This window comes from Kordia sp. (genome assembly GCF_965224175.1).
Classification (GTDB): Bacteria; Bacteroidota; Bacteroidia; order Flavobacteriales; family Flavobacteriaceae; genus Kordia.
In genome coordinates, this window is the sequence record NZ_OZ245041.1 from 2,382,961 (window position 1) to 2,406,692 (window position 23,732).

At 32.9% G+C, this 23,732-nt stretch carries 23 protein-coding genes; 13 read left to right on the plus strand and 10 right to left on the minus strand.

Annotated elements, in window-relative coordinates:
• Positions 1 to 89: 89 nt before the first annotated feature.
• The 4 genes from ACOQOS_RS10435 to ACOQOS_RS10450 form a co-directional block, all read right to left on the minus strand.
• The gene (locus ACOQOS_RS10435) at positions 90 to 2,480 is read right to left on the minus strand and encodes a T9SS type B sorting domain-containing protein (RefSeq protein WP_420574906.1); all 2,391 of its coding nucleotides are present in this window, start codon (positions 2,478 to 2,480) and stop codon (positions 90 to 92) included.
• Between the two features lie 179 nt (positions 2,481 to 2,659).
• Positions 2,660 to 3,553, minus strand: a complete 894-nt coding sequence (locus ACOQOS_RS10440) for an alpha/beta hydrolase (protein ID WP_420574907.1) — start codon at positions 3,551 to 3,553, stop codon at positions 2,660 to 2,662.
• 23 nt (positions 3,554 to 3,576) lie between these two features.
• Positions 3,577 to 4,125 carry a hypothetical protein gene (locus tag ACOQOS_RS10445; protein ID WP_420574908.1) on the minus strand — a complete coding sequence of 183 codons (549 nt, stop codon included), beginning with the start codon at positions 4,123 to 4,125 and terminating at the stop codon, positions 3,577 to 3,579.
• A 126-nt stretch (positions 4,126 to 4,251) separates the two neighbouring features.
• Entirely contained in the window at positions 4,252 to 7,017 is a 2,766-nt protein-coding gene (locus ACOQOS_RS10450) for an outer membrane beta-barrel protein (protein ID WP_420574909.1), read from the minus strand.
• 250 nt (positions 7,018 to 7,267) lie between these two features.
• Here ACOQOS_RS10450 and ACOQOS_RS10455 point away from each other — a divergent pair, with 250 nt between their 5' ends.
• Together ACOQOS_RS10455 and ACOQOS_RS10460 are read left to right on the plus strand one after the other, a co-directional pair.
• Positions 7,268 to 8,986 carry a helix-turn-helix domain-containing protein gene (locus ACOQOS_RS10455; RefSeq protein ID WP_420574910.1) on the plus strand — a complete coding sequence of 573 codons (1,719 nt, stop codon included), beginning with the start codon at positions 7,268 to 7,270 and terminating at the stop codon, positions 8,984 to 8,986.
• A 97-nt stretch (positions 8,987 to 9,083) separates the two neighbouring features.
• Positions 9,084 to 9,320, plus strand: coding sequence for a hypothetical protein (locus ACOQOS_RS10460; protein WP_420574911.1), 237 nt, complete (start codon positions 9,084 to 9,086; stop codon positions 9,318 to 9,320).
• Positions 9,321 to 9,395: 75 nt separating this feature from the next.
• Here ACOQOS_RS10460 and ACOQOS_RS10465 read toward each other — a convergent pair whose 3' ends face one another.
• From ACOQOS_RS10465 to der, 4 genes are all read right to left on the minus strand, one after another.
• Positions 9,396 to 9,677, minus strand: a complete 282-nt coding sequence (locus tag ACOQOS_RS10465) for a hypothetical protein (RefSeq protein WP_420574912.1) — start codon at positions 9,675 to 9,677, stop codon at positions 9,396 to 9,398.
• A 177-nt stretch (positions 9,678 to 9,854) separates the two neighbouring features.
• Positions 9,855 to 11,405: a choice-of-anchor I family protein gene (locus ACOQOS_RS10470; RefSeq protein ID WP_420574913.1), complete on the minus strand. Its 1,551-nt coding sequence runs from the start codon at positions 11,403 to 11,405 to the stop codon at positions 9,855 to 9,857.
• Between the two features lie 105 nt (positions 11,406 to 11,510).
• Entirely contained in the window at positions 11,511 to 12,140 is a 630-nt protein-coding gene (locus ACOQOS_RS10475) for a hypothetical protein (protein ID WP_420574914.1), read from the minus strand.
• Between the two features lies 1 nt (position 12,141).
• Positions 12,142 to 13,446: a ribosome biogenesis GTPase Der gene (gene der / locus ACOQOS_RS10480; protein WP_420574915.1), complete on the minus strand. Its 1,305-nt coding sequence runs from the start codon at positions 13,444 to 13,446 to the stop codon at positions 12,142 to 12,144.
• 221 nt (positions 13,447 to 13,667) lie between these two features.
• Between der and ACOQOS_RS10485 the strand changes: the two genes are divergently transcribed.
• The 4 genes from ACOQOS_RS10485 (at position 13,668) to ACOQOS_RS10500 (ending at position 15,904) form a co-directional block, all read left to right on the plus strand.
• The gene (locus tag ACOQOS_RS10485; protein WP_420574916.1) at positions 13,668 to 14,159 is read left to right on the plus strand and encodes a GTP-binding protein; all 492 of its coding nucleotides are present in this window, start codon (positions 13,668 to 13,670) and stop codon (positions 14,157 to 14,159) included.
• An 88-nt stretch (positions 14,160 to 14,247) separates the two neighbouring features.
• Positions 14,248 to 14,523 carry a hypothetical protein gene (locus tag ACOQOS_RS10490; RefSeq protein WP_420574917.1) on the plus strand — a complete coding sequence of 92 codons (276 nt, stop codon included), beginning with the start codon at positions 14,248 to 14,250 and terminating at the stop codon, positions 14,521 to 14,523.
• 138 nt (positions 14,524 to 14,661) lie between these two features.
• Complete coding sequence (locus ACOQOS_RS10495; RefSeq protein ID WP_420574918.1) at positions 14,662 to 15,111, plus strand: hypothetical protein; 450 nt, start codon at positions 14,662 to 14,664, stop codon at positions 15,109 to 15,111.
• 37 nt (positions 15,112 to 15,148) lie between these two features.
• Positions 15,149 to 15,904, plus strand: a complete 756-nt coding sequence (locus ACOQOS_RS10500; RefSeq protein WP_420574919.1) for a hypothetical protein — start codon at positions 15,149 to 15,151, stop codon at positions 15,902 to 15,904.
• Positions 15,905 to 15,923: 19 nt separating this feature from the next.
• Here ACOQOS_RS10500 and ACOQOS_RS10505 read toward each other — a convergent pair whose 3' ends face one another.
• Positions 15,924 to 17,423 carry a choice-of-anchor I family protein gene (locus ACOQOS_RS10505; protein ID WP_420574920.1) on the minus strand — a complete coding sequence of 500 codons (1,500 nt, stop codon included), beginning with the start codon at positions 17,421 to 17,423 and terminating at the stop codon, positions 15,924 to 15,926.
• 4 nt (positions 17,424 to 17,427) lie between these two features.
• Positions 17,428 to 18,312 (minus strand): GTPase Era, encoded by an 885-nt coding sequence (era, locus tag ACOQOS_RS10510; RefSeq protein ID WP_420574921.1) that lies wholly within the window; start codon positions 18,310 to 18,312, stop codon positions 17,428 to 17,430.
• 259 nt (positions 18,313 to 18,571) lie between these two features.
• On the opposite strand from era, the gene ACOQOS_RS10515 reads away from it, so the two are divergent.
• From ACOQOS_RS10515 to ACOQOS_RS10545, 7 genes are all read left to right on the plus strand, one after another.
• Positions 18,572 to 19,240, plus strand: coding sequence for a TetR/AcrR family transcriptional regulator (locus ACOQOS_RS10515; protein WP_420574922.1), 669 nt, complete (start codon positions 18,572 to 18,574; stop codon positions 19,238 to 19,240).
• The gene (locus tag ACOQOS_RS10520; protein ID WP_420574923.1) at positions 19,240 to 19,563 is read left to right on the plus strand and encodes a hypothetical protein; all 324 of its coding nucleotides are present in this window, start codon (positions 19,240 to 19,242) and stop codon (positions 19,561 to 19,563) included. Before ACOQOS_RS10515 ends, ACOQOS_RS10520 begins: the two co-directional genes overlap by 1 nt.
• Before the next feature lie 175 nt (positions 19,564 to 19,738).
• The gene (locus ACOQOS_RS10525; protein ID WP_420574924.1) at positions 19,739 to 21,301 is read left to right on the plus strand and encodes a SulP family inorganic anion transporter; all 1,563 of its coding nucleotides are present in this window, start codon (positions 19,739 to 19,741) and stop codon (positions 21,299 to 21,301) included.
• 41 nt (positions 21,302 to 21,342) lie between these two features.
• Positions 21,343 to 21,969: a carbonic anhydrase family protein gene (locus tag ACOQOS_RS10530; protein ID WP_420574925.1), complete on the plus strand. Its 627-nt coding sequence runs from the start codon at positions 21,343 to 21,345 to the stop codon at positions 21,967 to 21,969.
• 2 nt (positions 21,970 to 21,971) lie between these two features.
• Positions 21,972 to 22,670 (plus strand): DUF2490 domain-containing protein, encoded by a 699-nt coding sequence (locus ACOQOS_RS10535; protein WP_420574926.1) that lies wholly within the window; start codon positions 21,972 to 21,974, stop codon positions 22,668 to 22,670.
• A gap of 130 nt (positions 22,671 to 22,800) precedes the next feature.
• A complete protein-coding gene (locus tag ACOQOS_RS10540) occupies positions 22,801 to 22,962 on the plus strand; it encodes a Lacal_2735 family protein (protein WP_420574927.1) in 162 nt (53 codons plus the stop codon).
• A 110-nt stretch (positions 22,963 to 23,072) separates the two neighbouring features.
• The gene (locus tag ACOQOS_RS10545; RefSeq protein ID WP_420574928.1) at positions 23,073 to 23,708 is read left to right on the plus strand and encodes a Crp/Fnr family transcriptional regulator; all 636 of its coding nucleotides are present in this window, start codon (positions 23,073 to 23,075) and stop codon (positions 23,706 to 23,708) included.
• Positions 23,709 to 23,732 lie beyond the last annotated feature (24 nt).

Below are 23,732 nucleotides of genomic sequence, written 5' to 3' on the forward strand. Positions count from 1 at the left end.
TAATTATCGAGTTAGTGAGATAACACAACACGCGAAGCGATCCAAAAGCGAAGCGATCCAAAAGCGAAGCGATCCAACAATCTAAAAAACTATCTTTTCAATGTAAAATGTCCTGTGAAAATTCTCCCATCTTGTAGTGTGGCAGAAAACCAGTAATCGCTTGATGGCATTTTTGCACCGTTAATGTTTCCATTCCAAGCATCTTCTGCATTGATGAGTATTCGAAGTAGTTTCCCATAACGATCATAAATAAAAACTTGTGTATTTGACTGGAATCTTTCTGAAATTCCTTTGAGTTGCCAAGTATCGTTGACACCATCATTATTTGGAGTAAAGAATCTTGGATAGCCAATTACAGCAATATCATCACTGACAATTCCGCAATTATTTTTAATGTCTTTAACGTATACTGTATGAAAACCTACTCCTACATTTTCAAAAATATTTGATTCTTGATAGATTCCATTCGGATCATCTAATGCAAATACATAATCGCCTTCTCCAGAAACTATTACTGTTACCACGTTGTTGTCTGAAACATCATTGATTTGAATACTTCCTATTGTAGCAATGTTTGATGGTTGTACATTAATTGTTTTTTGTTTTGAACAAGCTCCAATTTGAGTGACTTCAACCGTGTAAACTCCTATTTGATTGACTTGTATTTCTGGTGTAGTTTCCCCATTAGACCATAAAAAAGTATATTGATCAAAATTGGCTGTAATTCCGCTTTCCAATGTAATGAGTTGCGGAGAAAAGTTTACACAATAATAGATTTCTTCTTCCGTATCTATTGAAGGTAAACCAATAACGTTTAATAATACTTCTGCAATTCCGTAACAATCGCCATTTTGCGATACACGAGCGTAAATAGTTTGTGAATAGGCTGATGTATTTGTAAATAGATTTCCTAGCGGATTTGATAGTAATAAAGCATCATTGAGCGTTTCAAAGTACGTTACAGTTACATCTGTTGGCAAACCACTTGTAATTTGTATATCTGCCAATGAAAGATCAAATTGTGTCTGTCCGAGTTCCTCGTTAGTATCACAAGCATTTAAAACAGCATTATTTACAGCATTTGAACGTACTTCCAATAAAACTTCTGCTGTATTTTCGCAGCCAGAAATTAAGTCTGTAACTTTTGCATAAACCGTTTGAAGGTTTGATGTGTTGGTATACGCGCTAGTGGTTATTTCTTGTGTTAGCGAACTATCAATATAATATCGAACTTGGCGATTTTCTAAAATTCCTGCAGCAACTTCTTGATTGTATTCGAATAGGTTAAAAATTGTTATTCCGTTTGTAGAACCACATTGAACAATTGTAATATCGTCCGTTTCTGGTAGTCCGTAAATAGTTGCTGTAATTGGAGTTCGTGCTCCATTTGTACAACCAGAAAATGCAGGATATATCCAAAAAGTAGTCGTTTCTGAAACAGTCACGGTATAGTTTGTTCCTGTGTGAATTGGTGTTGTTGCGGTTTCTGAAGCATACCACAATATAGTATCGGTATTGGTTTCTACACTAAGTGTAATTTCACTTGATTCGCAACTAGCGCCTTCTGTAAGTGTAGATTTTGGTGTTTCTATTTGTGTACTTGCTGATAGATTTATTTCAGGTTCTCCGGGCATTCCTCCATATTCAATAATATATCCTTGTGGATGATACGGATTTCCTGGCTCCAATGCGCCTGTGTTGGGCAAATCGTTCCACGAACCTAATAAACCTACACTTGGATCGGTAATATGTGCGTAATGTTCTTCATTGAAATTGTTTGGCTCACCTGTATTCCAGAAAGTATATGAGCCATTTTGTGCTGCTCCATTAGATTGTCCAATCCAAAAAACGGTTCCAGCTTCTGGTCCAGTAACCCAACGCCATGTTCCTTCTTGATCTACATCTGTAGCACCTATCCAACCTGTACCTTGACTTTGCGATCCTGCTAAACCTGCTTCTTCTTGTGTTGTTAATGTTGCTAAGTATCCTTCCAAACCAAAGTATGTTTGTGCAGCGGCTGCATCTCTCGCTTCTGTCCAAGTTATTCCTGGACTAGATACATAGAAATAATAATGTCCTGTAGAAGGCAAATAGTTAGCATCGCCTAAGTTGATGGAAAAGAATTTATCTTGTACAAAATTGGTTTGTGTTGTTTGATAAACTACTGCTTGAATTGCCGCTTCGTATTCTGCGAATGTTGCCGGACCAACAAGCGCCAATCTTCCTAAAGCTGGTGTCCAAAAAGCACTGATATTTGGATGTGTTCCTGTTAAAGAAAGTTCGTCTTGTCCATTTACATAGCCTTCTGAAATTTGAATATATACGACAGGTAATGTTGTATCTTCAGGATCTGGATCTGTGATAGAAACACTCGTTACAATACTCATTGGAACATCTCCACAATATTGCTGATTTCCTTCTGCCGTAATTGTTGGCGGCGTATTTTGCGCATACGATATTGTGGTTACTAATAGTAGCAAACATATCCATATTGACTGAGAAAAATAACGCATATTTTATTGAGTATCTCTTTAAAAATAGACATTTTTTTGATTCAGTCTAGCGTATAAATAGATTTTTAACAACTACAACGTTGTAGTTGCTCTTAGTTCTCGAAGAAAATTTTATTTGGATAGATTTTTATTAAAAAAAATAAAGATTACATCAGTTGTTTCTCTATAAAATTCATCAACTTTTTTGCATAAGTTTCTCCGCCTATTTGACCAAGATTGAAATGTCCAGCATCTTTTACCAAAACAAATTCCTTTTCGGCGGAAGCCAAATTTTCATACAGACGTTTTCCGTATGTGTAATTGATATTTTGGTCATGATCGCCATGTGCTAAAAATATAGGTTGCTGAATGTTTTTGACGGATTGAATTGGCTTTACCATGTCTGGATTGAAATTGGCAATATTTCCCGCTTCGTGCAACGCAGCATCTGACACAAAACGCAGTCCAAAACCACCTAAGATATTTTTTTTGTATTCATATACAATTTGGTCTAATTCAGTAAAAGTACTTTCTATAATACCAAAATCGATACGTTTGTCTAGTTCTAAAGCTTGAATTGCAATGGCGCCACCAAGCGAATTTCCCCAGATTCCCACTTTTACAGAAGAATTACGTTGTTTTATTACATCAACAACAGCCGCAATATCATGTTTTTCGTAGAAACCATAGGTACAATACTGACCTCCACTTTCACCATGTGCTCTTCCATCAAAAACTATACTAGCAATTCCTTTGCTTGCCAAGTTACCAGCAAGATCTAGAAAGTGTTCTTTACAGCCGCCAATTCCGTGAAGTAGTATCATAACTCCTTTAGTATTTCCTGTTTTTGGCTGAATCCAATATCCTTTTAACTCAATATCATCTTTGGTTTTTATAATGAGCTTCTCACTTTTTAGATTGAGTTGAGTTGGCGTAATGGCAAGATTTATTTTTTGTGGTTGAATGATTGCATAAGGTGCCACATGAATTGTAAGTATGTATCCTACAATTCCGATAATGAATAAAAAGATGACGAGTATTCTTAGCAACCATTTTTTCATCTTATTTCTATTCTAGATATTGTTTATTGTTTTTTATTGGCAGCGTTATACTTATCAATCAAAGAAAATGTTAGGTATTTGTAGAAATCATGTTTGAAGTCTTTTGCTTCAAATATTTTCAACATCTTTTCAGATAACTCATTAATTTTTGAGTTATTTCCTGAAGTAGATAGTCCGATAATTTGACCTACTTTCGAGTTTTCGAAATTAGCATCAGTCAAAATACTATTCATACAAGCAGAATATTTTTTTACGTTTTCTGTTCCGCTCAGTGCTTTTATAACATAGTCACTTACACCAAAATTAGCAACTCTGCCATCAACCGCAATTCGTATTGTTTTGTGTAGTGCGATGTAACTTTCACCACTTGTATTTGTCAACACTTCTGCATTTATCAAACTTTGCTCTGCTTTTTTGAGTAATGCTTTGAATTCTGTTCCGTTATCTTCAAACAAGTTACACATACACTCCATGTATTTAGTTTCTAACTTGTAGTTTTCGTTTTGTGCAAAACTGGCGTATGATGTGAATAGCATCATAGCGCAAATAAATGATTTTAAACTATTTTTCATTTTCATTTTTTATATGACGAGTGTTTTTATAAATCGGTTACAATATTTTAACAATATACAAAGTTAAGCGCATAAAAAAAGCTTTCGAATTGTTTTCAAAAGCTTTTTTATAATGTAAAATGTCTGTTAGAAAGTCTGGAAACTATTCTTATTTCCTCCTACTTTACTGATTTTATACGTAAATCCTAGCATAAAGTATCGTTGTAATACTGTACTTTGTGAATCTTGAATGAAATCAGCAGTTACTGTTCTACGTGTATTGATATTTTGATCGAGTAAATCGTAAGCAGTCAACTTTATAGTTCCTTTTTCTTTAAGAATTTTTATTCCTAAACTCATATTCCAAAATAAAGCACTTCGTTCAAATCCAGGTGCAACATTGGTTCGGTATGAATATCGAATATCATTTCCAAATACAATATTTTTTGGCCAAAATGTTGTTGTTTTTAGTGATACTGTATGATTTTGAAATGTTTCGTTGTTTAAGTTGTCTAAGCTGTAACGTGTTGTATTGAAAGCGACAAAGTAACGTGGTTCTATTTCTAACAACTCTTTGTAATTGTACGTCAAGTTGATACTTGGCGTGATTGCATTTCGTTTGGTAGAAAATTTTACTCCATTCGTAAAATTGTATTCTTTGTTAAAGTTTGAATATAAACCAACTCTAAAACGCAATGAAGTACTGTCTCGCTTAATTGTTTTACTATAAGATGCGCCTCCACTTGCTCTAATGATACCATCTACGTTTGTATAGGTTGTTGTTCTAATTCTGTTTTCATCTATGACAGATAATGGAACTATTTTATCATTGGTTAAACCTGCTGAAACCCATAAGAACATTCCACTTTTCGATTTGAAATCGTAATTATTGAAGTTCGCATATAAATCATGTACAAATTCTCTGTTTAAGTTTGGATTACCCACTGTTATATTTAGCGGATTACTCACATTTGCTACAGGCTGCAACTGTTGCGCTCTTGGCGCTTCTGTTCTTGTGTTGTAGTTAAAATAAACACTCATTCCTTGTTTGATACGATAACGCATGTAACTATTTACATTGATATCTGAAAAGTTAGATTTGATCGACGTATTTTGAATGAATTCTTCATTTTTTAATTCCGATAGTAATAATCCTGTAGTTACACCTAAGTAGAGTTTTTCTGTTTCATAATTTACTCCAATACTCGGCAAATGTGTTTGAAAGTTTACTTCTAAATCAGAACTTAAGCTTTCGTTGAAATCGTCATATTGATTGGTTACGTTGTCTAAATCAAATACACGTCTGTCATTACGTTCGCGTCTGTTTGTAAAACGATATCCAAAGTCTATAAATAGTTTTTCTTTTAAAGGAAGTCTGTATTCAATATCGGCAGAAACATTGTTTTGTTTCGATTCTGTATCCGTAAATTGATCTCTAGTTTCTATTGATGGCGTTGTTCCAAATATTTCGTTGGATGTGTTTAAGAAGTTTTCAGTAGTATTGTTTATGAAGCCTGCATTAGTTTCAATGCTTAAGAATGCTCCTTTACTTCCAAACTTTTTGATGATTTCAATCTCACTTGAAAAGTTACGACGTTCAGAATCGGTGCTGTTTCGAGAATCACCTCGGTTTAGAAGTGTTCCATCTTCATCTAGAGATTCTTCATTTCGAGAAGAAAAGTTTTCTCCTTCTGTAAATTGAAATTCTGGAGCTACAATAATTCTGAATGTTGAATCGATTTCAAATTGTAGTTCTGCACTAGCTCTGTGATTTTGATTGTTGTTTAAAAATCTACTTGAAGAATTGGTAAAGAAGCTTCCGTCAGGCAAAATATTTTCACGTTCTACTCTACTGTCATTCTCTGAATCGATACCAGAGTAAAAGTAATCTGCTAGTATTTCTGTTTTGTCTTTATACTCGTCTACAAAACTAGCTCCTGCATTTGTTGACGTTCGAATTCCTTGTCCGCCACCAAAGTTTTGACCATTTATAGAGAAAGCTCCGTTGCCATTCCAAGAAACACTACCTGCATTTCCCATCATATCATAAATTTCATCAAAACTGAATCCAGATGTATTGATATTGTTTCTTCCTGCTAGTACGCTTAATCGTTGTTTGTCGTTAAAATAGTTTCCTATTCCACTCATGGCATACCGATCATCTGTTCCTCCACTCACGGTTGCTCGCCCAAAGAATCCTTTGTTTTGGTCTTCCTTGAGTTCTATATTAATGGTTTGTGCTTCTGAAGTTCCTTTTTTACCTGTGAATTCTTCCGATTCACTTTTGGTTGTGGTTACTTGAATTTTATCTACAATTTCTTTGGTAAGGTTTTTCGTGGCAATATTAGGATCGTTTCCAAAAAACGGTTTCCCGTTTACTAAGATTTTGTTTACTTCTTTTCCGTTTACTTTTATTTTTCCATCGCTATCTACCTCAACACCAGGCAACTTTTTTATCAAGTCTTCTACGGTTGCATCTGGTCGTGCTTTGAAAGAATCGGCATTGAATTCTAGAGTATCTTTTTTAACAGTAATTGGTGCGCGTATTGCCGTAATTTGAACTGCATCTAGTTCGTCAGTAGCCAATTCCATTCCTATTTCTGGTAGCGTGATTACAGATTTATCTATTGCAATTTTTTGTTGATATGCCTTAAAACCATTGAAGGTAACAAATAGATTTACTTCTTTTAATTTGGTTCGTCCTGCAAGTTCAAAACGTCCATTTTTATCACTAATAGTGTATGTGATTAATGTAGAATCTTTGATAGTTTGCACATATACTGTCGCAGATTCTAACGGTGTTTTATCTATTTTGTCAACAATTTTTCCTTTGATTTCAAATTCTTGTGCAGATAATGTTGAAGTGAATACACTGATAATTAATACCAGAATTGTAATTAATGGTTTATTCATTTTTTGTTTTTGATTGATGGTGTCGGTTTCTTTACACAAACAAACAGAAAAATTGATGATTTATTATTAAAATAATCTTAAAAACCTTTCACATACTCTTAAAATATTTAAATCAATTAGGACTGAGCTCTATTCTTCACGAATTAAAAGATATTTATTTTGCTTGAGAACATCTATATTTTTAATTCAAATTCGACTTCTTTAATTATTTACTTTTGCAATTCATTAATGAGTATTAACTCTTACCCACATGCAGAAATTTATCCTTTTAGTTATTATCTATTCTATTTTTTCTTTACATCTATACGCACAAGAAAATAAGATTCATCCAGATAGTTTAGAAAAGTATTCTTTTAAAGATTTAATCGAAAAATATAATTCTCACAAGAACCCAAATCCCAAAAAAGCAAAAGTTTATCTTAACGAAATGCTTTTAAAAGCAAGTGTTTTAGAACAACGCGTCACTTCACTATTAACAGCCAGTAGGCATGAAACTTTTTATGGCTCTACAGAAAAGGCTTTTGCATATGTTGACTCTGCAATTTCTTTATTGAAAAACAAAAGGAACACTTCAAAAATGGGCAAAGCTTATGAACGAAAAGGGTTTATTTTTTATTATAAGAAGAAAGATTACAAGACTGCTTTAAAGTTTTATTTGAAGGCTTCAAAGATTGCAGAAAAAAATAACGATACACTGTTAATGATTACGGTAGAACATAAAATTGCAGCACTGTATTTTATGATCAATAATAAAAAAGTTGCTTTACAAAAGTATCTAACTTTATATGGTGAAACATATAACAAAGAAGAAATTCCTTATCCTATAAAAATTTCTATTATAAAGAGTTTGAGTAATGCATATTTTAAAAAATATTCGTTGGACTCTTCGGTTAAAAAGTTATTAGATTCTTCTAGGCTTTTTGGTCAGCAAGGTTTGAAATTAGCTTTTGCAGAAAAGAATAAAAAAGATATTACTTATTTCACAACTCTATTGGGAATTGCTTCTTATACCAACAAAGATTACGGTGATGCCTTATCTTATTTATCAAAAGCAAAAAATACAGCTTCTGAAATTGGGTTAAAAGAACGTTTAAAATCTGTGTACCATTACAAAGGAATGGTTTTTTTGGCTCAAAAAACACCTGATTCAGCCATCTATTATTTTAAGAAAAATGCAGTACACTTAGCAGATACTTCAAAGTTGTTTACATTTCCCAATACGTATGCGCTCTTGTCCGAAAGTTATGAACAACAAAACAATTTGAAAGAAGCTTTAAAGTATGCACAACTTGCCGTAACATATACAAATAATACTTATTCAAAAAGAGCTTCATTACAACATACACTAGATACAAAGTATGATTTACCTAAACTGAAAGAAAAATCAAGACAGTTACAAGATGAACTCACTCAAGCCTCTCACACTAAAAAATTCTGGATAGTTTTAGCTTTTGTTTTAGTGCTAATTTTAATAGCGAGTTTTGTGTTTTTTAAACGTAGAGAACGATTAAATAAGAAGAATTTTGAGCAAACTTTAAAAAGTTTATCAGAACTTGAAGAAAAAGTAACACTTCCGAAAAACACAGTTTCTACACATGTTTCAGAAGCGCAAACAGAAACTATTTTAAATGCATTGGAACATTTTGAACAAAGTACGTTATTTGTAAATCCTGACTGCACTTTACGCTTTTTAGCTCAAGAATTAGCTACAAATACTACGTATCTTTCAAAAATCATTAATACTCATAAAAAACAAAGTTATACAGAATATTTAGTTAGTCTACGAATTTCGCATGCATTGAAACGATTAAAAAACGAAAAACGATTTAGAGCCTACTCCATTGCCTCTATTGCACTTGAATGTGGTTTTAAAAGCGCAAAATCATTTTCAAGAGCTTTTAAAAAGAAGACTGGAATTTATCCTTCTTATTACATCAAAAATATAAAAGCTGAAATGATATCTGACTGAATATTTTGTGGCTAATTTATAAATGGGCACTAGTACTTTTAACCTAATGTGAGTTTTACAATTACATTTGAGAACACATTTTAAAATCTTGATAATTATGAAAAGTAAACTAGTATTAAAAAAACGCTCTATTTCTAATTTGAATATTTTCAGGTTAGTTGGTGGAACTGGTGATGGAAATTCACTTGATGATGAAACAAACAAGCCACCTCCAACGACAGAATGCAACAATCCTCCAACTCAAAACCAACATACCTGTATGCAAACAGATTGTCATGATGGTTGCAGCGTAATCCCAACACAATGTATGCAAGATCCGCCTACACACCCGTAATTTATTTTATGTTCAGATATAATTCCATTGCTATCCTAAAAAGACAACAATGGAATTATTATTACACTAAACTTTCTAACAAGGTCCTTGCTGATTCGAAATATCACACATTGCATTAAAACATGATGGCTGACAGCTAACATTTGTTGGACAATTATCTGTAGGACATCCTGCAGTACAATTCACAGTACAGTTTGCTGTTAGGCAATTCGCAACACTTAAACATTGAAAGACTTGTGAAGTATCACAATCAACTTCTCTTGTATCTCCTGTTCCTCCTTTTACTTGTGTAGCTTTAAAGTTTGACACTGTACTTTTTGTAAATGATAGTTTTGTGTTAAGATTCTTTTTTTTCATGATTTTACATTTTTAAATATGTACTTTGAATTATTTATTACAGTCAAAGTTTCTGTAATTGAACTCATATGATTCTTAACGAAAATAGCTATTCAACATAGGCTGTAAAAGAAAAAGGCATGCCCATTTATAAATGGGCACACCTTGAAATCATTGGTTATTATGTCTTGATGTTTTTTAATTCTCATTTTCGTAAATAGAAACCGTTCCGCTATCTTCATATGAAATGATCACTAAAGCTTTTCCTGTTGGGCTATCTTCTGCATTGACTGCTAAGATTCCTTCTGGCGCATAATCTGTTCCTTTTTGCAAGAATTGTAAAAATTGTGGTGCTGTAGGATTTGTAATATCGTATACCATTACTTGACTGTTTCTTTCCAAACCTACAAATAGAATGTAACGTTGGTTAGCAATGTTTAATACTTCTACAGATTCTGGCTCTGCTCCTTTGTCGTCACTACGTTTGTCTGTTTCGTTGTCTTCCCAATCCCAATTGAAACGATTTGGCGTTTCTGCTAATACACGTGTAGAAATTTCATTTCCACTATCAAACAATAATGCTCCATCAGCAGACCAAATACTGAATGAACGTGCTCCATAATTGTATAGTTTATCATAATCGCCATCACCATCCGTATCTCCTATATCTAGAGCAATTTTTAAACGCCCTATTTTTTCGTTGTCTTGATAGTTTTCTGATGCAGGAAAAGCAGTTTCATCGAGAGTAACATCTTTTACACGATCTTCACCAACATATCCTGGTGTTCCTTCATATTCTCTTGAATCACCTTCGTTTGCGGAGATTACGTACTCAGTTCCGTTAATGTTTACCGAAGTGATTGCATCTGGCTGATACATTCCGTAAACAGGCCAATTTTTCAGTTCGTTTACATCATCTTTATCGCTTGCATCAATTGAATTTCCTGAAATACTGTAATCTTTGAAACCTAATGGATAAATAGCTTCAATTGTTTTTGTAACTAGATTTATTTTAGCAATTCCATTATTTTCTTGTAATGAAACCCATGCATATTGTGAATCTTCAGAAACTGTAATATATTCTGGTTCTACATCAGCAGCTAGATCTGTATTTGGTCCAAATACTCTAAACCCTTGACTTTCTAAAGTTGTTTCTTGTGAATTGAACGCTGCAAAGTCTAAGGTTGTTACTGTATTGCTCGCTACATCAATAATACTTACTGTTCCATCAGGATCAATTGTATAATCGTCATTTGGCTCACCTTCATTAGCAGACAGAATATAGTTTCCATCTTTTGTAAATGTGACCATATCTGGCAAAGATCCAACTGTATATTCGTTCACTAACGAATTATCAGAAGTATTGTATACAGATATTTTCCCAGAAGCTTGTTTATTCGCTGCTTCTACAGCAATTGCTAATTTTCCATTGTGTACAGCTACACTATTTGGTGCGCCAAAACCACTTACATCTATCGGAGTTTCCATTACTGGAGCATCTATGTTAGAAATATTGTACACTGAAATTTGATCAGATTCAGTATTTACTGTAAATATTTTGTTTGTAGAAGGATCAAAAGCCGTGATTTCTGCCGATCCTTCTCCTCCGACATTAATAGTGTTTTTAAATTGAAAATTTACCGAAGTATCAACTGGTGTTGTATTTGTGGGATTATCATCATCATTATTACAGCTATTTAATCCAATGATTGCTGCCGTAATTAAAAGTGAATGTTTTAAGGTTTTCATTGTGTTGATTTTAGTTTATTTCAACAAAAATGAACCTTGAATTTTATTTGAATGTTAGTGAAAGATGATTGAATTATGTTGATTTTGAAAAGTTATTGTTAAGCATTATTGATTATTTAACACAGTCGTAAAGATATCTTCTCTTTTCGTTTTTATATCGTGATAGAGTGATGTTAGCTTTACATAGGAAGCGATGGCTGGAAAGTCTTTGAAGTTATAGCTAAGCCAATCTTGATTGTTTGTATATGACTGACGTACTTCTGTTTTTATAACATTTAGCGCAGAAAAACTTTTTTGAAGTGTACGAATGTTATCCTCAAAAGCATCGAGTTTCGCTATGAATTGTGTTGCTTCGTTTGTGTACGTTCCATTTTCTTTGAAGAAAAGCGCATTGTTTTCTTCTACTCTCGGTGTTTCCGGATTGATATTTTCTCCAAGCTCCTTAGAGTATAATGCTTCTTGTAAGTTTTGAATATGTGTTAGTAAATCTTCTGTGATTGCAGTAAATGTTTCCAAGGCGATCATTTGATCTTTGGACACAATTGATGTTCTCGTTGATTCGAGTGAATCTATCGTGATCTCTGCTTCTTGCTGATTGACTTTTTCAAATTCGTTTTCTAATGTTATAAAATCGTCTACCACAGGATTATTTCTAACATCTACAATTAAAAACATCATTCCTATTAATAATAGACTGATGATGAAGAATGTTATAATAATACCTTTAGGGTTCATGCTATTTTTTACGGAAATAGACCTGCACAGGAACTCCTGTAAAGTCAAATTGTTCGCGCAGTTTGTTTTCTATAAATCGTTTGTATGGATCACGTACGTATTGCGGTAAGTTTGCAAAAAATGCAAATTGCGGATATGCCGTTGGCAACTGCGTACAGAACTTTATTTTTACATATTTTCCTTTGTGTGCTGGCGGCGGTGTGCGTTCAATGATTGACAACATGGTATCATTCAATTTACTTGTAGGAACTCTGTTGGAACGATTTTTATATACTTGTACCGCCGTTTCAATGGCTTTAAAAATACGTTGTTTGGTTAATACAGATATAAAAACGATTGGCACATCTGTAAACGGTTCTATTTGTTTGCGAATGTGTTGTTCAAACTCTTTTACTGTTGATGTATCTTTTTCAACTAAATCCCACTTGTTTACAAGAATTACGATTCCTTTGTGGTTTTTTTCAGCTAACCAGAAGATATTTTGTACTTGTGAGTCAAATCCTCTTGTTGCATCTACAACTAATAAACATACATCACTATGTTCAATAGCACGAATAGAACGCATCACTGAGTAAAATTCTAGATCTTCTTTTACTTTGGCTTTTCTACGAATTCCAGCCGTATCAACTAGGTTGAATTCAAACCCAAAACGATTGTATTTAGTATCTATAGAGTCACGAGTTGTCCCAGCGATATCAGTTACTATGTAACGATCTTCACCAATCAATGCATTGATTAATGATGATTTTCCAGCGTTTGGTCTTCCTACGACAGCAAAACGCGGCAAGTTTTCTTCTACGACTTCTTCTACATCTGGCAAAGCTTCTACCAAAGCATCTAGCATGTCACCTGTTCCACTTCCATTGATACTTGCAATTGGATAGTATTCTCCTAAACCTAACGAATAGAACTCTGTTGCATCATGCAAACGATTGGCTGCATCTACTTTGTTTACTACCAAAAGTACAGGTTTATCTACTCTACGAAGTAAGTTAGCTACTTCTTCATCCATTCCTGTAACACCAGATTCTACGTCTACTACAAAAAGAATCGCGTCTGCTTCATCAATTGCCAATTCTACTTGCTTGTCAATTTCCTTTTCAAAAATATCATCGCTTCCTACTACATATCCACCAGTATCGATCAATGAAAATTCTTTTCCATTCCAATCTGATTTTCCGTAATGTCTATCTCTTGTCACACCACTTACAGCATCAACAATTGCTTCTCTACGTTTAATCATACGATTAAATAACGTCGATTTCCCAACATTTGGACGTCCTACTATGGCTACTATATTACTCATTTCGTTCTTTTTGTGCCTGCAAAGGTATATTTTATGTTGATGATTAAAAAGTAAAATTGACTAAGACTTTCATTGAATTTTGATTTTAGCTAGATTTTTAATTATTTCAGTCAAAATTATGCTAAATTCAATTGAAAACGACTCATATTAAATAGTTTATGATATATATCAGTTCTTGTCTTGATAGAATATTTTATTTTGGAATTCTTAAAATAACAGCAATGAGTTTAGAAGAAGTTGTTTTACGGCCTCGCTTTCAAAGAGAAATTCCACAACCGAGTGAAACCGTATTGAATCGTTTAGAAGTTAGCAAAGTAACGCAAGATGAGTTTGTAGTTTCTCGTGTTGACAATCATGTATTTATACGAATTCCGAAACATAAACAACATTTTTGGTCTCCACAACTACATATAGAAGTTGATGAAATTGATGAGCAAAACTGTTTACTTCACGGCTTGTTTGGACCAAGTCCAACAGTTTGGACATTTTTTATGTTTTTACACTTTATAGTTGCTTGTCTTTTTATTGGGTTTGGAGTTTGGGCATACACAAACGCTTCCCTAGATACTTCGTATGCAATTCAAGTTGCTTTGATGTTTTTCATGGTATTGATATGGTTTGCTTTGTATTTTGGAGGTCGCTGGGGAAAATCGACAGGAAAATCCGAAATGATCGCTCTGAACAATTTTTTAAATATAACTGTCGGTTTTTGATTTTTATTGGTTAAAAACTTTTTATAATTACGGAAAACCACAAGTTATCATATAGTCTTTAGCCTATTTTTACATAAAAATGTAGCATATGAACTATAAATTAGTAAAAATAGGATATCTTTCACTAGGAATTATTATTCTTATTTCTTCCATATTAGGCATCATATTTATTGATGAAGTGTTGCAAAAAGTTTCTACAAATGCACTTATAGTAATTTCTGCGTGTTTATGTTTTCCATTTTTTATGTTGAAGATATTGTATGAACAGAAGTATCCGCCAACTAGGAAAGAAAAAATTGTTGGATGGTCCATTGTTGGAATTATGATAGCATACTTATTATTTGAAGTCATCAAAACACTGTAAAGTAAGTAGTTTTATAGTCTCTGTTTTGAAGAGAAATTCCAGAAACAATAGCATTTTTGATGATTACAACGCAACTATCTCTTCGTGTTTTTTTGTTGTCACGCATACTATTATCAAAAAAGAAACGTATTGTATAGTATGAAGTTATTAAAACTGATGCTACTAACAACAATTGTTTTTTCTCTTTCCTCTTGTTCTTGGGGAGTTTTATTAATTGTAGGCAATAGTTTAGATCACGATATTGTTATTACCTACAAAATCAATGAATCGGAATTTACTAAGAAACCAAAAACCTATGTTTTTGATCAAAAGTTAAAGAATTTATATAAAAACAATTCCAAAAAGAAACCTATTGAAATTCCAAATGATGCAGTATACGATAGCATTTCAAATACTGTGATAGTAACTATAAAGCCACATGAAGCTGCTTTTATTGGTGGTTACGGATCTTTTGAATCTTTTGAAGAAGAAATTATAAAGAGTAAGTTGAAAGTCAAAACTGCAAAGAATAATATTTTAACTTCAGAGCAATTGATTGAAACTAGAACCAATTTAACACGAAAAATTACAGTGTTAGACATCAAATAAGCTTCACTTTGTATATTTGTGTATCCAAGTAAAAACCGTGAGCAAAGAGAAACGATTATATTTTAATACGCTTGTTAGTACATTTAAAAAATCTGATGCTTCTGCCAAAAGTATAGAAGCTATTTTTGATTTTGTATACCTTCTAGAGAAAGAAAAACAAGATTATAAGGAAACTTTGTTACTCACAGAAGCATATAGTCTTCTGCATTTACATCAAAAAGCATACAATCTTTTTTCATTAGTAAACACAGAATCTTTTTCCTCTAAGGAAATCAAAAAACATCAGCAAACATTACAAGAATTAAAGAAAAATACAAGGCTACAAAATCACTTTTACTATCGTGATTTGCGAGAAGCAAGAACAACAAAGGAAATTACACAACTTGCGCCAACTGATTTTTCAGCTTTTCAAGAAGAAAAAAAGTATCGAGTTGCAGTAAAAGAACATGTAGGTTCAATTGTAATATTCAATAAATACATTTCCGTTGCAGATATATTTATAACATCAGATCAGCCAAATTTAGAATGTATTGCCAGCTATATTTTGTGGCTAGGAGATTGTAAAGAAGAGCTTATCAATTATTATAAGCAACATGATTTTCCTTATAAAATTGACAATATTGACGAAACATGGTTTCATGGACTGAACGTTAGCGATGTCGAAATAGAAATCAAAGAAGGTGTTATTTATAGTTATATTACCATTATAGATTATTGTAATGGTAATCTAGGGTTTCATCTAGAAACTAGAGATAGAACTATTTCCTCCATTGAGTATGATCCTATTTTATAAAATAAAGTTGTTTAGTGTACTACTTAATTTCAAACAAACTAATAGTTCCGCTTATTTCGTTTGAAACCACTAAAGTATTCTTTCCTGTTGGACTTACTGCAGCTGGAATGACAAATAATCCTTCTGGAGAAATGTCGCCTTTGTGCTGAATCCACTCTAAGAATATAGGCTTTTTAGGATTAGAAATATCATACATTAAGACACCACTTGTACGTTCTAAACCAACAAATAATAATGTTTTTCCTTTAAGTTTTAGTGTTGCTAATGCTTCTGGCTCCGAACCTTTGTCGTCACTTCTTGTATCGTTTTGATTGAATGCTTTTGGATTGATTTGTGTTTGCTTAGCGATGTCATTTCCGCTATCGTACACTAAGTCACCTTTTGTATTCCAAATAGAAAATGAACGCGTCCCAAAAGCATACAATTCATCATAATCACCGTCATTATCTATATCTCCAGCAGTTGTAGTTATTTTTAATCGTCCAAGTTGATCATTTTGCTGTAATTCTTTGGCGTTAGGAAATGCTTGAGCATCTAGCACTACATCAGAAACTCTAATTTCCTCAGAAAATCCGGCATAATCTCTTGAATCGCCTTCGTTGGCTGTAATAATATATGTTTTACCATTTATTACAGTATTTGTAATGGCATCAGGCAAATAAAATCCTTTTAGGTTTTCCCATGTATTCAGTTGTATTTTTCCGTCTACATCACTTACATCTAATGCATTTTCAGGCAAACTAAAATCTTTGACGCCAAGAGGTAATATATTTTTCAATTCTGCATTAATGATATCAATTTCTGCAATTGCATTATTTTCTTGTAAAACTACCCAAGCTGTTTTTCCATCTTTGGAAATCGTCAAATATTCAGGTTCCGCATCTTTTGAAAAAGTAGCATTTTTACCAAAAATTCGCAATCCTTTTTCTTTTAGTTTTTTGATTTTAATAGCACTCAAATCATCAAAACCTACAGAAGTCACTATATTGTTTTCCATATCAACAATGGTCACAGAACCATGCGGATCTATAGAATAGTCATTGTTAGGTTCTCCTTCATTTGCCGAAATAATATAGTTTCCGTTTGGAGAATATGCCAACATATCCGGCAATGCATCTGCTTCTAAGACTTCAATTTCTTTCAGGCTTTTAGTATCGTAGACTACAATAAATCCATTCTCTTGTCGATTAGAATTTTCTATTGCCATCGCAATATTTCCATTCGACACAGCGACGCTATTTACATTTCCACCGTAAGGTGATATATCTATTGTGGCGACTTTTTTTATGTTTTTCACATCTGAAATATCAAAAACCAATACTCCAGTATACAAAGTACTCGCTGTAAATAATCGTTGTGTTTTAGCACAATAAGCACTTATTTCAACAGCATTCATACCTTTTGCATCAATGGTATTTATATGGGAAACTTGTATCTCTGTAGAGATTGCTTTTGATGATTGTACAGCACAACCAATCAATAACAAAGAACTTACTAAACCGAATACTTTCTTCATCATGAAATTACTTATTATTGTAACCGAAACGCTTTAATTGTTTGGCATTACTACGCCAATTTTTGTTGACTTTGACATACAATTCAATATGAATTTGTTTTCCAAAAAACTTTTCTAAGTCTTTTCTAGCTTGAATTCCAACAGTTTTTAACGCACTACCTTTATGTCCAATTATAATTCCTTTTTGCGTTTCACGTTCAACCATGATTACAGAACGAATACGAATGATGTTTTCTTCTTCAAAAAATTCTTCCGTTTCTACTTCTACTGCATATGGAATTTCTTTCTTGTAGTTTACTAAGATTTTCTCGCGAATAGTTTCGTTAACAAAAAATCGTTCTGGTTTGTCTGTTAGCTGATCTTTTGGATAAAATGCTGGCGATTCAGGTAATAATTCAATAATTCTTGAAAATACTTGTGGTACATTGAAATTTTCTAGCGCAGAAATAGGGTAAATCTCTGCTGTTGGCACTTTTTCTCTCCACAATTCCATTTGCGCTTCTAGTTGTTCTTGAGAAGATGTATCAATTTTATTTAATAGTAAAATTACTGGAATCTCACTATTGACGATTTTCTTGAAAAACGCTTCATCTTTCAAACTTTTTTCCCCAATTTCTACCATATAAATCAACACATCTGCATCTTCAAAAGCAGATTTTACAAAGTCCATCATAGACGATTGCAATTCATACGCAGGTTTTATAATTCCTGGCGTATCAGATAAAATTACCTGAAAATCCTCTCCATTTACAATTCCTAATATTCGGTGACGTGTAGTTTGCGCTTTAGAGGTAATTATTGAAAGTTTTTCCCCTACAAACGCATTCATTAAGGTAGATTTCCCCACGTTTGGGTTCCCGATAATATTAACAAATCCTGCTTTATGTGCCATATATTGTACGTATCTCCAAGTGTACTTTATAAATATTGAATTATCAAAAAAACTAAAATATCACTTGTGTTTTAAGATTGCAAAAGTACACATATTTACCAAGAAACAAGGGTTTTGAAGCTTTTTCGTGTGCATAATTCACAAACAATATTGATCATTTTTACAAATCTCGATACAAATTTTCTTCAACTTTTTTTCAAAAAAAATAGTTAAACTTTTATTTTTTGATAGTAATACTATTATATTTGTAATTACTAGTATGGATCGTTTACAAATACATATTGTCATTAGTGAAGAACTGTATACAAAAAATCCTGAGTCGTCAGAATTAGGAAAGAAAATTGTATCACGTAGTATTGAGATGATTGATGAATTGGGTTTTGAATCTTTTACATTTAAAAAACTTGGGAAATCAATCGGATCAAACGAAAGTTCTATTTACCGCTATTTTGAAAGTAAACACATGCTTTTAGTGTATTTATTGTGTTGGTACTGGAGTTGGGTTGAATATAAATTAGTGTTTGCAACGACTAATATTCAATCGAAAGAAGACAAATTATGTGCTGCCATTGAAATTTTGACGCGAAAAATTGATGTTGATAATTCTTTTTCATACATCAATGAAGTGATTTTAAACAGGATTATCATTGCAGAATCTTCAAAAGCGTATCACACAAAAGATATTGACAGTGAAAATGAAAAAGGATATTACAAAGTTTACAAACGTGTTGTACAACGTGTAAGCAATATGGTTGTAGATATTAATCCTGAATTTGAATGTCCGCATATGCTCATATCAACAGTGATTGAAGGTTCGCACCAACAGCGCTATTTTTCAAAGCATTTACCGTCGTTAACAGATACACAAAAAGGAAAAGATATAATTACAAAATTTTATACTGATTTAGTTTTTAAAGCGATTAAATAATGTCAGACAAATCACAATATATGATTCGTGTGTTGAAGCAAATTCCTTTTTTGCTGGTATTCTGTGCATTATTATCTCAGCCTATCATACAAACATATTCACTACTTACAGACGCTTCGTATGAGTTTGTCGATTACGACTTTGAAGATGATACCGAAGAAGAAGTCGAAGATACTTCAGAAGATGAAAAAGTAACACCATATAGCATCAATTTTTTACTTACTGAGACTGATCTTTCTTTGTACAATTCTCACTTTTATGTACAAAAATCATGTCTTACGTATAGTACAGAAATTTTGATTCCGCCTCCGAAATTGGTGTAATAGCTCTCGTGTTATTTTATTACATAACGAATTTATCTCTATATACATTCTCACAAATTTTCTACAGAGATTCATTCACTCATTACATTTTAAAAACAAAAATAGCTAACTGTGAATTGAAAACAAGTGTTTGTCATGAGCCGTATTTCAATTCCTAAAACATTTACTTACTATCATGAATAGTTCAAACCCATTTAAAAATTTAAAAGCGGATTTCCCCGCTAGTATTGTTGTATTTTTCGTTGCACTTCCGCTCTGTTTAGGAATTGCTCTTGCCAGTGGTGCGCCACCAATTTCAGGTTTAATTTCTGGAATAATTGGAGGTATCATTGTAGGAATTATTAGTGGCTCGCATATTGGAGTTAGTGGACCAGCCGCTGGGCTTGCTGCTATTGTTTTCGCGGCAATTGCTTCATTAGGATTTAAAGACTTTTTAGTTGCCGTTGTATTGGCAGGTGTAATTCAAATTCTATTTGGAGTCTTAAGACTAGGAATTATCGGATACTTTTTCCCTTCATCAGTAATTAGAGGAATGCTTACTGGTATTGGTATTATTATCATACTTAAAGAGATTCCTTATTTCTTTGGATATGATCCTGTAAAAGGAGAGGGTACATTTGCGGCTATCGCATCTACTTTTTCTAACATTAATATGGGAAGTACTGTTGTAGGTATCATTGGAATAGCTATATTATTATTATGGCAAAATATCTTAACTAAAAAAGCAAAAATCTTTCAACTTATACAAGGACCTTTAGTTGCGGTAATTGTTGGTATTATTTTCTATATTATCTTAGGAGGTTCAGAATCTTTAGGAATTCCTACAGAGAACTTGGTTGAAGTTCCACTAACAGAGGATTTCGATTCTTTTAAGAAATTGTTTGTGTTTCCTAATTGGTCAGTAATTACAAATCCTGAAGTTCTTGTTACAGCATTCACTATTGCTTTGGTAGCAAGTTTAGAAACATTATTGTGCGTGGAAGCTACAGATAAATTAGATCCTTTAAAAAGGGTTACGCCTACAAATAGAGAGCTTATAGCACAAGGTGCTGGAAATATGGTTTCTGGATTAATTGGTGGATTGCCAATTACACAGGTAATTGTAAGAAGTTCTGCAAATATTCAATCTGGTGGAAAAACAAAAATGTCTGCTATTATTCATGGTTTCTTCTTATTAATTTCAATTATTTTAATTCCAACCCTATTAAATAAAATCCCACTTGCAGTATTAGCGGCAATTTTATTCTTAGTAGGATATAAATTAGCAAAGCCATCTACATTCAAGAAAATTTGGGATTCTGGCTGGATGCAGTTTGTACCATTTATTGTAACAGTTTTATTAATTGTTTTTAAAGATCTTTTATGGGGAATTGGAATCGGATTAGCTATCGGAATTATTATCACATTATTCAAAAGCTATCAAAACTCTCACTTCTTGCACAAAGAAAGAGGAGGCAATGATAATACTGTAAAAATGACACTTGCTGAAGAAGTAACATTTTTCAACAAAGCTACTATTTTAAAAGAATTAGATAGTTTGCCAAGAGATACATACTTAGAATTGGATGTTCGTAAAACAAGCTATTTAGATTATGATGTAATTGAGATTTTAGATGATTTCAAAGAAAAAGCTCAGAATAGAAATATCTCAGTAAAGCTAATATCAGAAAGAGGAACAGTTGAAAACCCTGAGAGTTATCTTGAGTTTTTTAAACTTAGACAAAAACAAACATCATAAATACAAATAAAAAGATTTACACAAAATAATTAAAGATTTATATGAAAGCACATACAAAAGACACACAAGCCGTAATGACACCAGATTCGTCTATTCAAGCATTAAAAGACGGAAACCAACGCTTTGTAGAAAATACGCAAGTTTCTCGTGACTTACTTGACCAAGTTTCAGACACAAGCACAGGACAATATCCATTTGCAACAATTTTAAGTTGTATTGACTCAAGAGTTTCTTCTGAATTAATTTTTGATCAAGGAATTGGAGATATTTTTAGCGTTCGTGTTGCTGGAAACTTTGTCAATGAAGACATTTTAGGAAGTATGGAATTTGCTTGTAAGCTTGCAGGAACAAAAGTAGTTGTTGTCTTAGGACATACTGCTTGTGGCGCTGTAAAAGGAGCTTGCGATCATGCTAGACTTGGAAATTTAACAGCTTTAATCAACAAAATTGAACCTGCTGTAGAAGCCGTAACTGAACCAACTGACGAAAGCTTACGTAATTCTAAAAACATTGACTTTGTAAACAATGTTGCCGTGAAAAACGTAGAAATGACAATTGAAAACATCCGTAAACAAAGTCCTGTTTTAGCAGAATTAGAAAATGATGGAGATATCAAAATTGTTGGTGGAATGTATGATATCAGCAATGGTAAAGTAACGTTTTTATAAGAATGAGACATAGCATACAACAAAAACTTATCGTTCTTTTATTGTTTGTAATTCCATTCATGAGTTGGAGCCAAGATGAAACAGGAAACTGGTTGATGTATTTTGGATCTAACCGAATCAGTGAAAAATTCAGTATTCACTCGGAAGTACAATTTCGTAATCATACTGTATTTCCAAACAATACAGAACAATGGTTGTTACGAACTGGATTAAATTATCACTTTACTAAAAATGCTTTCGCTACGGCTGGATATGCCTATATTGGAAGTTTTGTGTACGACAGTGAGCGCGATAGTCCAGAAACAGAAGAACATCGTATTTGGCAACAATTAATTACGAATAACCATTTAGGCCGTGTAAAATTTGAACATCGTTACAGAGCAGAACAACGCTGGGTTGAAGACGATTTTAAAACACGTTTTCGTTACCGATTGATGCTTTTCATTCCTGTAAACAAACCTAAAATGCAAACAGGAGCGTTTTTCTTCGGTGTATACAATGAAATCTTTATCAACGGAGAAGAAGAACTATTCGACAGAAACCGTTTATATGGTGGAATTGGATATCAACTTAACAAAAATGTAAACCTCCAAACAGGTATGCTGTATCAAAGATTACGAACTACAGGAAAAGGGTATTTACAATTTGCCGTAGTATTTAATACTGATTTACGCAAAAAACAAAAAGAAGTACAAGACTAATACTCTTTTAGTTTAAAAATATAGAAAAAGCCAGAAACTTCATCATAGATTTTCTGGCTTTTCTAGTTATAAGAACTAGCTATAAAACCTTTTAAGTCGTATCTTTACAATGCTATAAAAAAGAAAAATTATGTTCGGATTATTCAAAAAGAAATCAGAAAAAGACAAACTCTACGAAAAGTATCAAAAACTTACGCAAGAAGCTTTTAATCTTTCAACCTCAAACAGAAAATTAAGCGATCAAAAAACGGCAGAAGCAGAAGAAATTATGAAGCAGATTGAGGCTTTGTAACTTCTGTAACCTTTGTTACTGTTCATTGAATCAGAAAACAATAATTTTGCTTTCTAAATCGTTTCATTACTTTTAGAAAACAAAATCATTAAAGTCCAAAAAAGCCATTCATGATTCAAGAACTCAAAGACAATTACGGACACCTTTTTGAAGAAGATTTACTCAATGAAATTGCACAAGTAGGAACTTTTAAAGAAATTCCTGCAGGTTTTACCATGATGTCTATTGGCGATTATGTACGTGGAATGCCATTATTAATTTCTGGAGTTATCAAAGTAATGCGCGAAGACAAAGAAGGTGATGAATTGCTCTTGTATTATCTAGAAAGCGGCGAAACTTGTTCTATGACGATGAATTGTTGCGTTGGGCAAACCAAAAGCGAAATCAAAGCGGTTGCCGAACAAGACACTAAACTCATCATGGTTCCTGTACAAAAAATGGAAGAATGGACTGCCAAGTATAAAACATGGCGCGATTTTGTGTTTGAAACTTATCATACACGACTCAATGAAGTATTGCATATTCTAGATAGTGTTGCCTTTGAAAAAATGGATCAACGTCTTCTAAACTATCTAAAAGAAAAAATTCGCATCAACAAAACAGATACAATTCACAATACGCATCAAGAAATTGCTTATGACTTACACAGTTCCAGAGTAGTAATATCAAGGCTTTTAAAAAAATTAGAGCAAATGGGACGTATAGAATTGCACAGAAATCATATTAAAATCATAAATTTAGCCTGAATATGTAACTTTTGTTACTGCCAG

Excerpts from the sequence above, each read along its gene's own strand:
- ACOQOS_RS10440 (WP_420574907.1), bottom strand. The coding sequence starts at position 3,553 with ATGAAAAAATGGTTGCTAAGAATACTCGTCATCTTTTTATTCATTATC.
- ACOQOS_RS10445 (WP_420574908.1), bottom strand. The coding sequence starts at position 4,125 with ATGAAAAATAGTTTAAAATCATTTATTTGCGCTATGATGCTATTCACA.
- ACOQOS_RS10450 (WP_420574909.1), bottom strand. The coding sequence starts at position 7,017 with ATGAATAAACCATTAATTACAATTCTGGTATTAATTATCAGTGTATTC.
- ACOQOS_RS10455 (WP_420574910.1), top strand. The coding sequence starts at position 7,268 with ATGCAGAAATTTATCCTTTTAGTTATTATCTATTCTATTTTTTCTTTA.
- ACOQOS_RS10460 (WP_420574911.1), top strand. The coding sequence starts at position 9,084 with ATGAAAAGTAAACTAGTATTAAAAAAACGCTCTATTTCTAATTTGAAT.
- ACOQOS_RS10465 (WP_420574912.1), bottom strand. The coding sequence starts at position 9,677 with ATGAAAAAAAAGAATCTTAACACAAAACTATCATTTACAAAAAGTACA.
- ACOQOS_RS10470 (WP_420574913.1), bottom strand. The coding sequence starts at position 11,405 with ATGAAAACCTTAAAACATTCACTTTTAATTACGGCAGCAATCATTGGA.
- ACOQOS_RS10475 (WP_420574914.1), bottom strand. The coding sequence starts at position 12,140 with ATGAACCCTAAAGGTATTATTATAACATTCTTCATCATCAGTCTATTA.
- der (WP_420574915.1), bottom strand. The coding sequence starts at position 13,446 with ATGAGTAATATAGTAGCCATAGTAGGACGTCCAAATGTTGGGAAATCG.
- ACOQOS_RS10485 (WP_420574916.1), top strand. The coding sequence starts at position 13,668 with ATGAGTTTAGAAGAAGTTGTTTTACGGCCTCGCTTTCAAAGAGAAATT.
- ACOQOS_RS10490 (WP_420574917.1), top strand. The coding sequence starts at position 14,248 with ATGAACTATAAATTAGTAAAAATAGGATATCTTTCACTAGGAATTATT.
- ACOQOS_RS10495 (WP_420574918.1), top strand. The coding sequence starts at position 14,662 with ATGAAGTTATTAAAACTGATGCTACTAACAACAATTGTTTTTTCTCTT.
- ACOQOS_RS10505 (WP_420574920.1), bottom strand. The coding sequence starts at position 17,423 with ATGATGAAGAAAGTATTCGGTTTAGTAAGTTCTTTGTTATTGATTGGT.
- era (WP_420574921.1), bottom strand. The coding sequence starts at position 18,312 with ATGGCACATAAAGCAGGATTTGTTAATATTATCGGGAACCCAAACGTG.
- ACOQOS_RS10515 (WP_420574922.1), top strand. The coding sequence starts at position 18,572 with ATGGATCGTTTACAAATACATATTGTCATTAGTGAAGAACTGTATACA.
- ACOQOS_RS10520 (WP_420574923.1), top strand. The coding sequence starts at position 19,240 with ATGTCAGACAAATCACAATATATGATTCGTGTGTTGAAGCAAATTCCT.
- ACOQOS_RS10525 (WP_420574924.1), top strand. The coding sequence starts at position 19,739 with ATGAATAGTTCAAACCCATTTAAAAATTTAAAAGCGGATTTCCCCGCT.
- ACOQOS_RS10530 (WP_420574925.1), top strand. The coding sequence starts at position 21,343 with ATGAAAGCACATACAAAAGACACACAAGCCGTAATGACACCAGATTCG.
- ACOQOS_RS10535 (WP_420574926.1), top strand. The coding sequence starts at position 21,972 with ATGAGACATAGCATACAACAAAAACTTATCGTTCTTTTATTGTTTGTA.
- ACOQOS_RS10540 (WP_420574927.1), top strand. The coding sequence starts at position 22,801 with ATGTTCGGATTATTCAAAAAGAAATCAGAAAAAGACAAACTCTACGAA.
- ACOQOS_RS10545 (WP_420574928.1), top strand. The coding sequence starts at position 23,073 with ATGATTCAAGAACTCAAAGACAATTACGGACACCTTTTTGAAGAAGAT.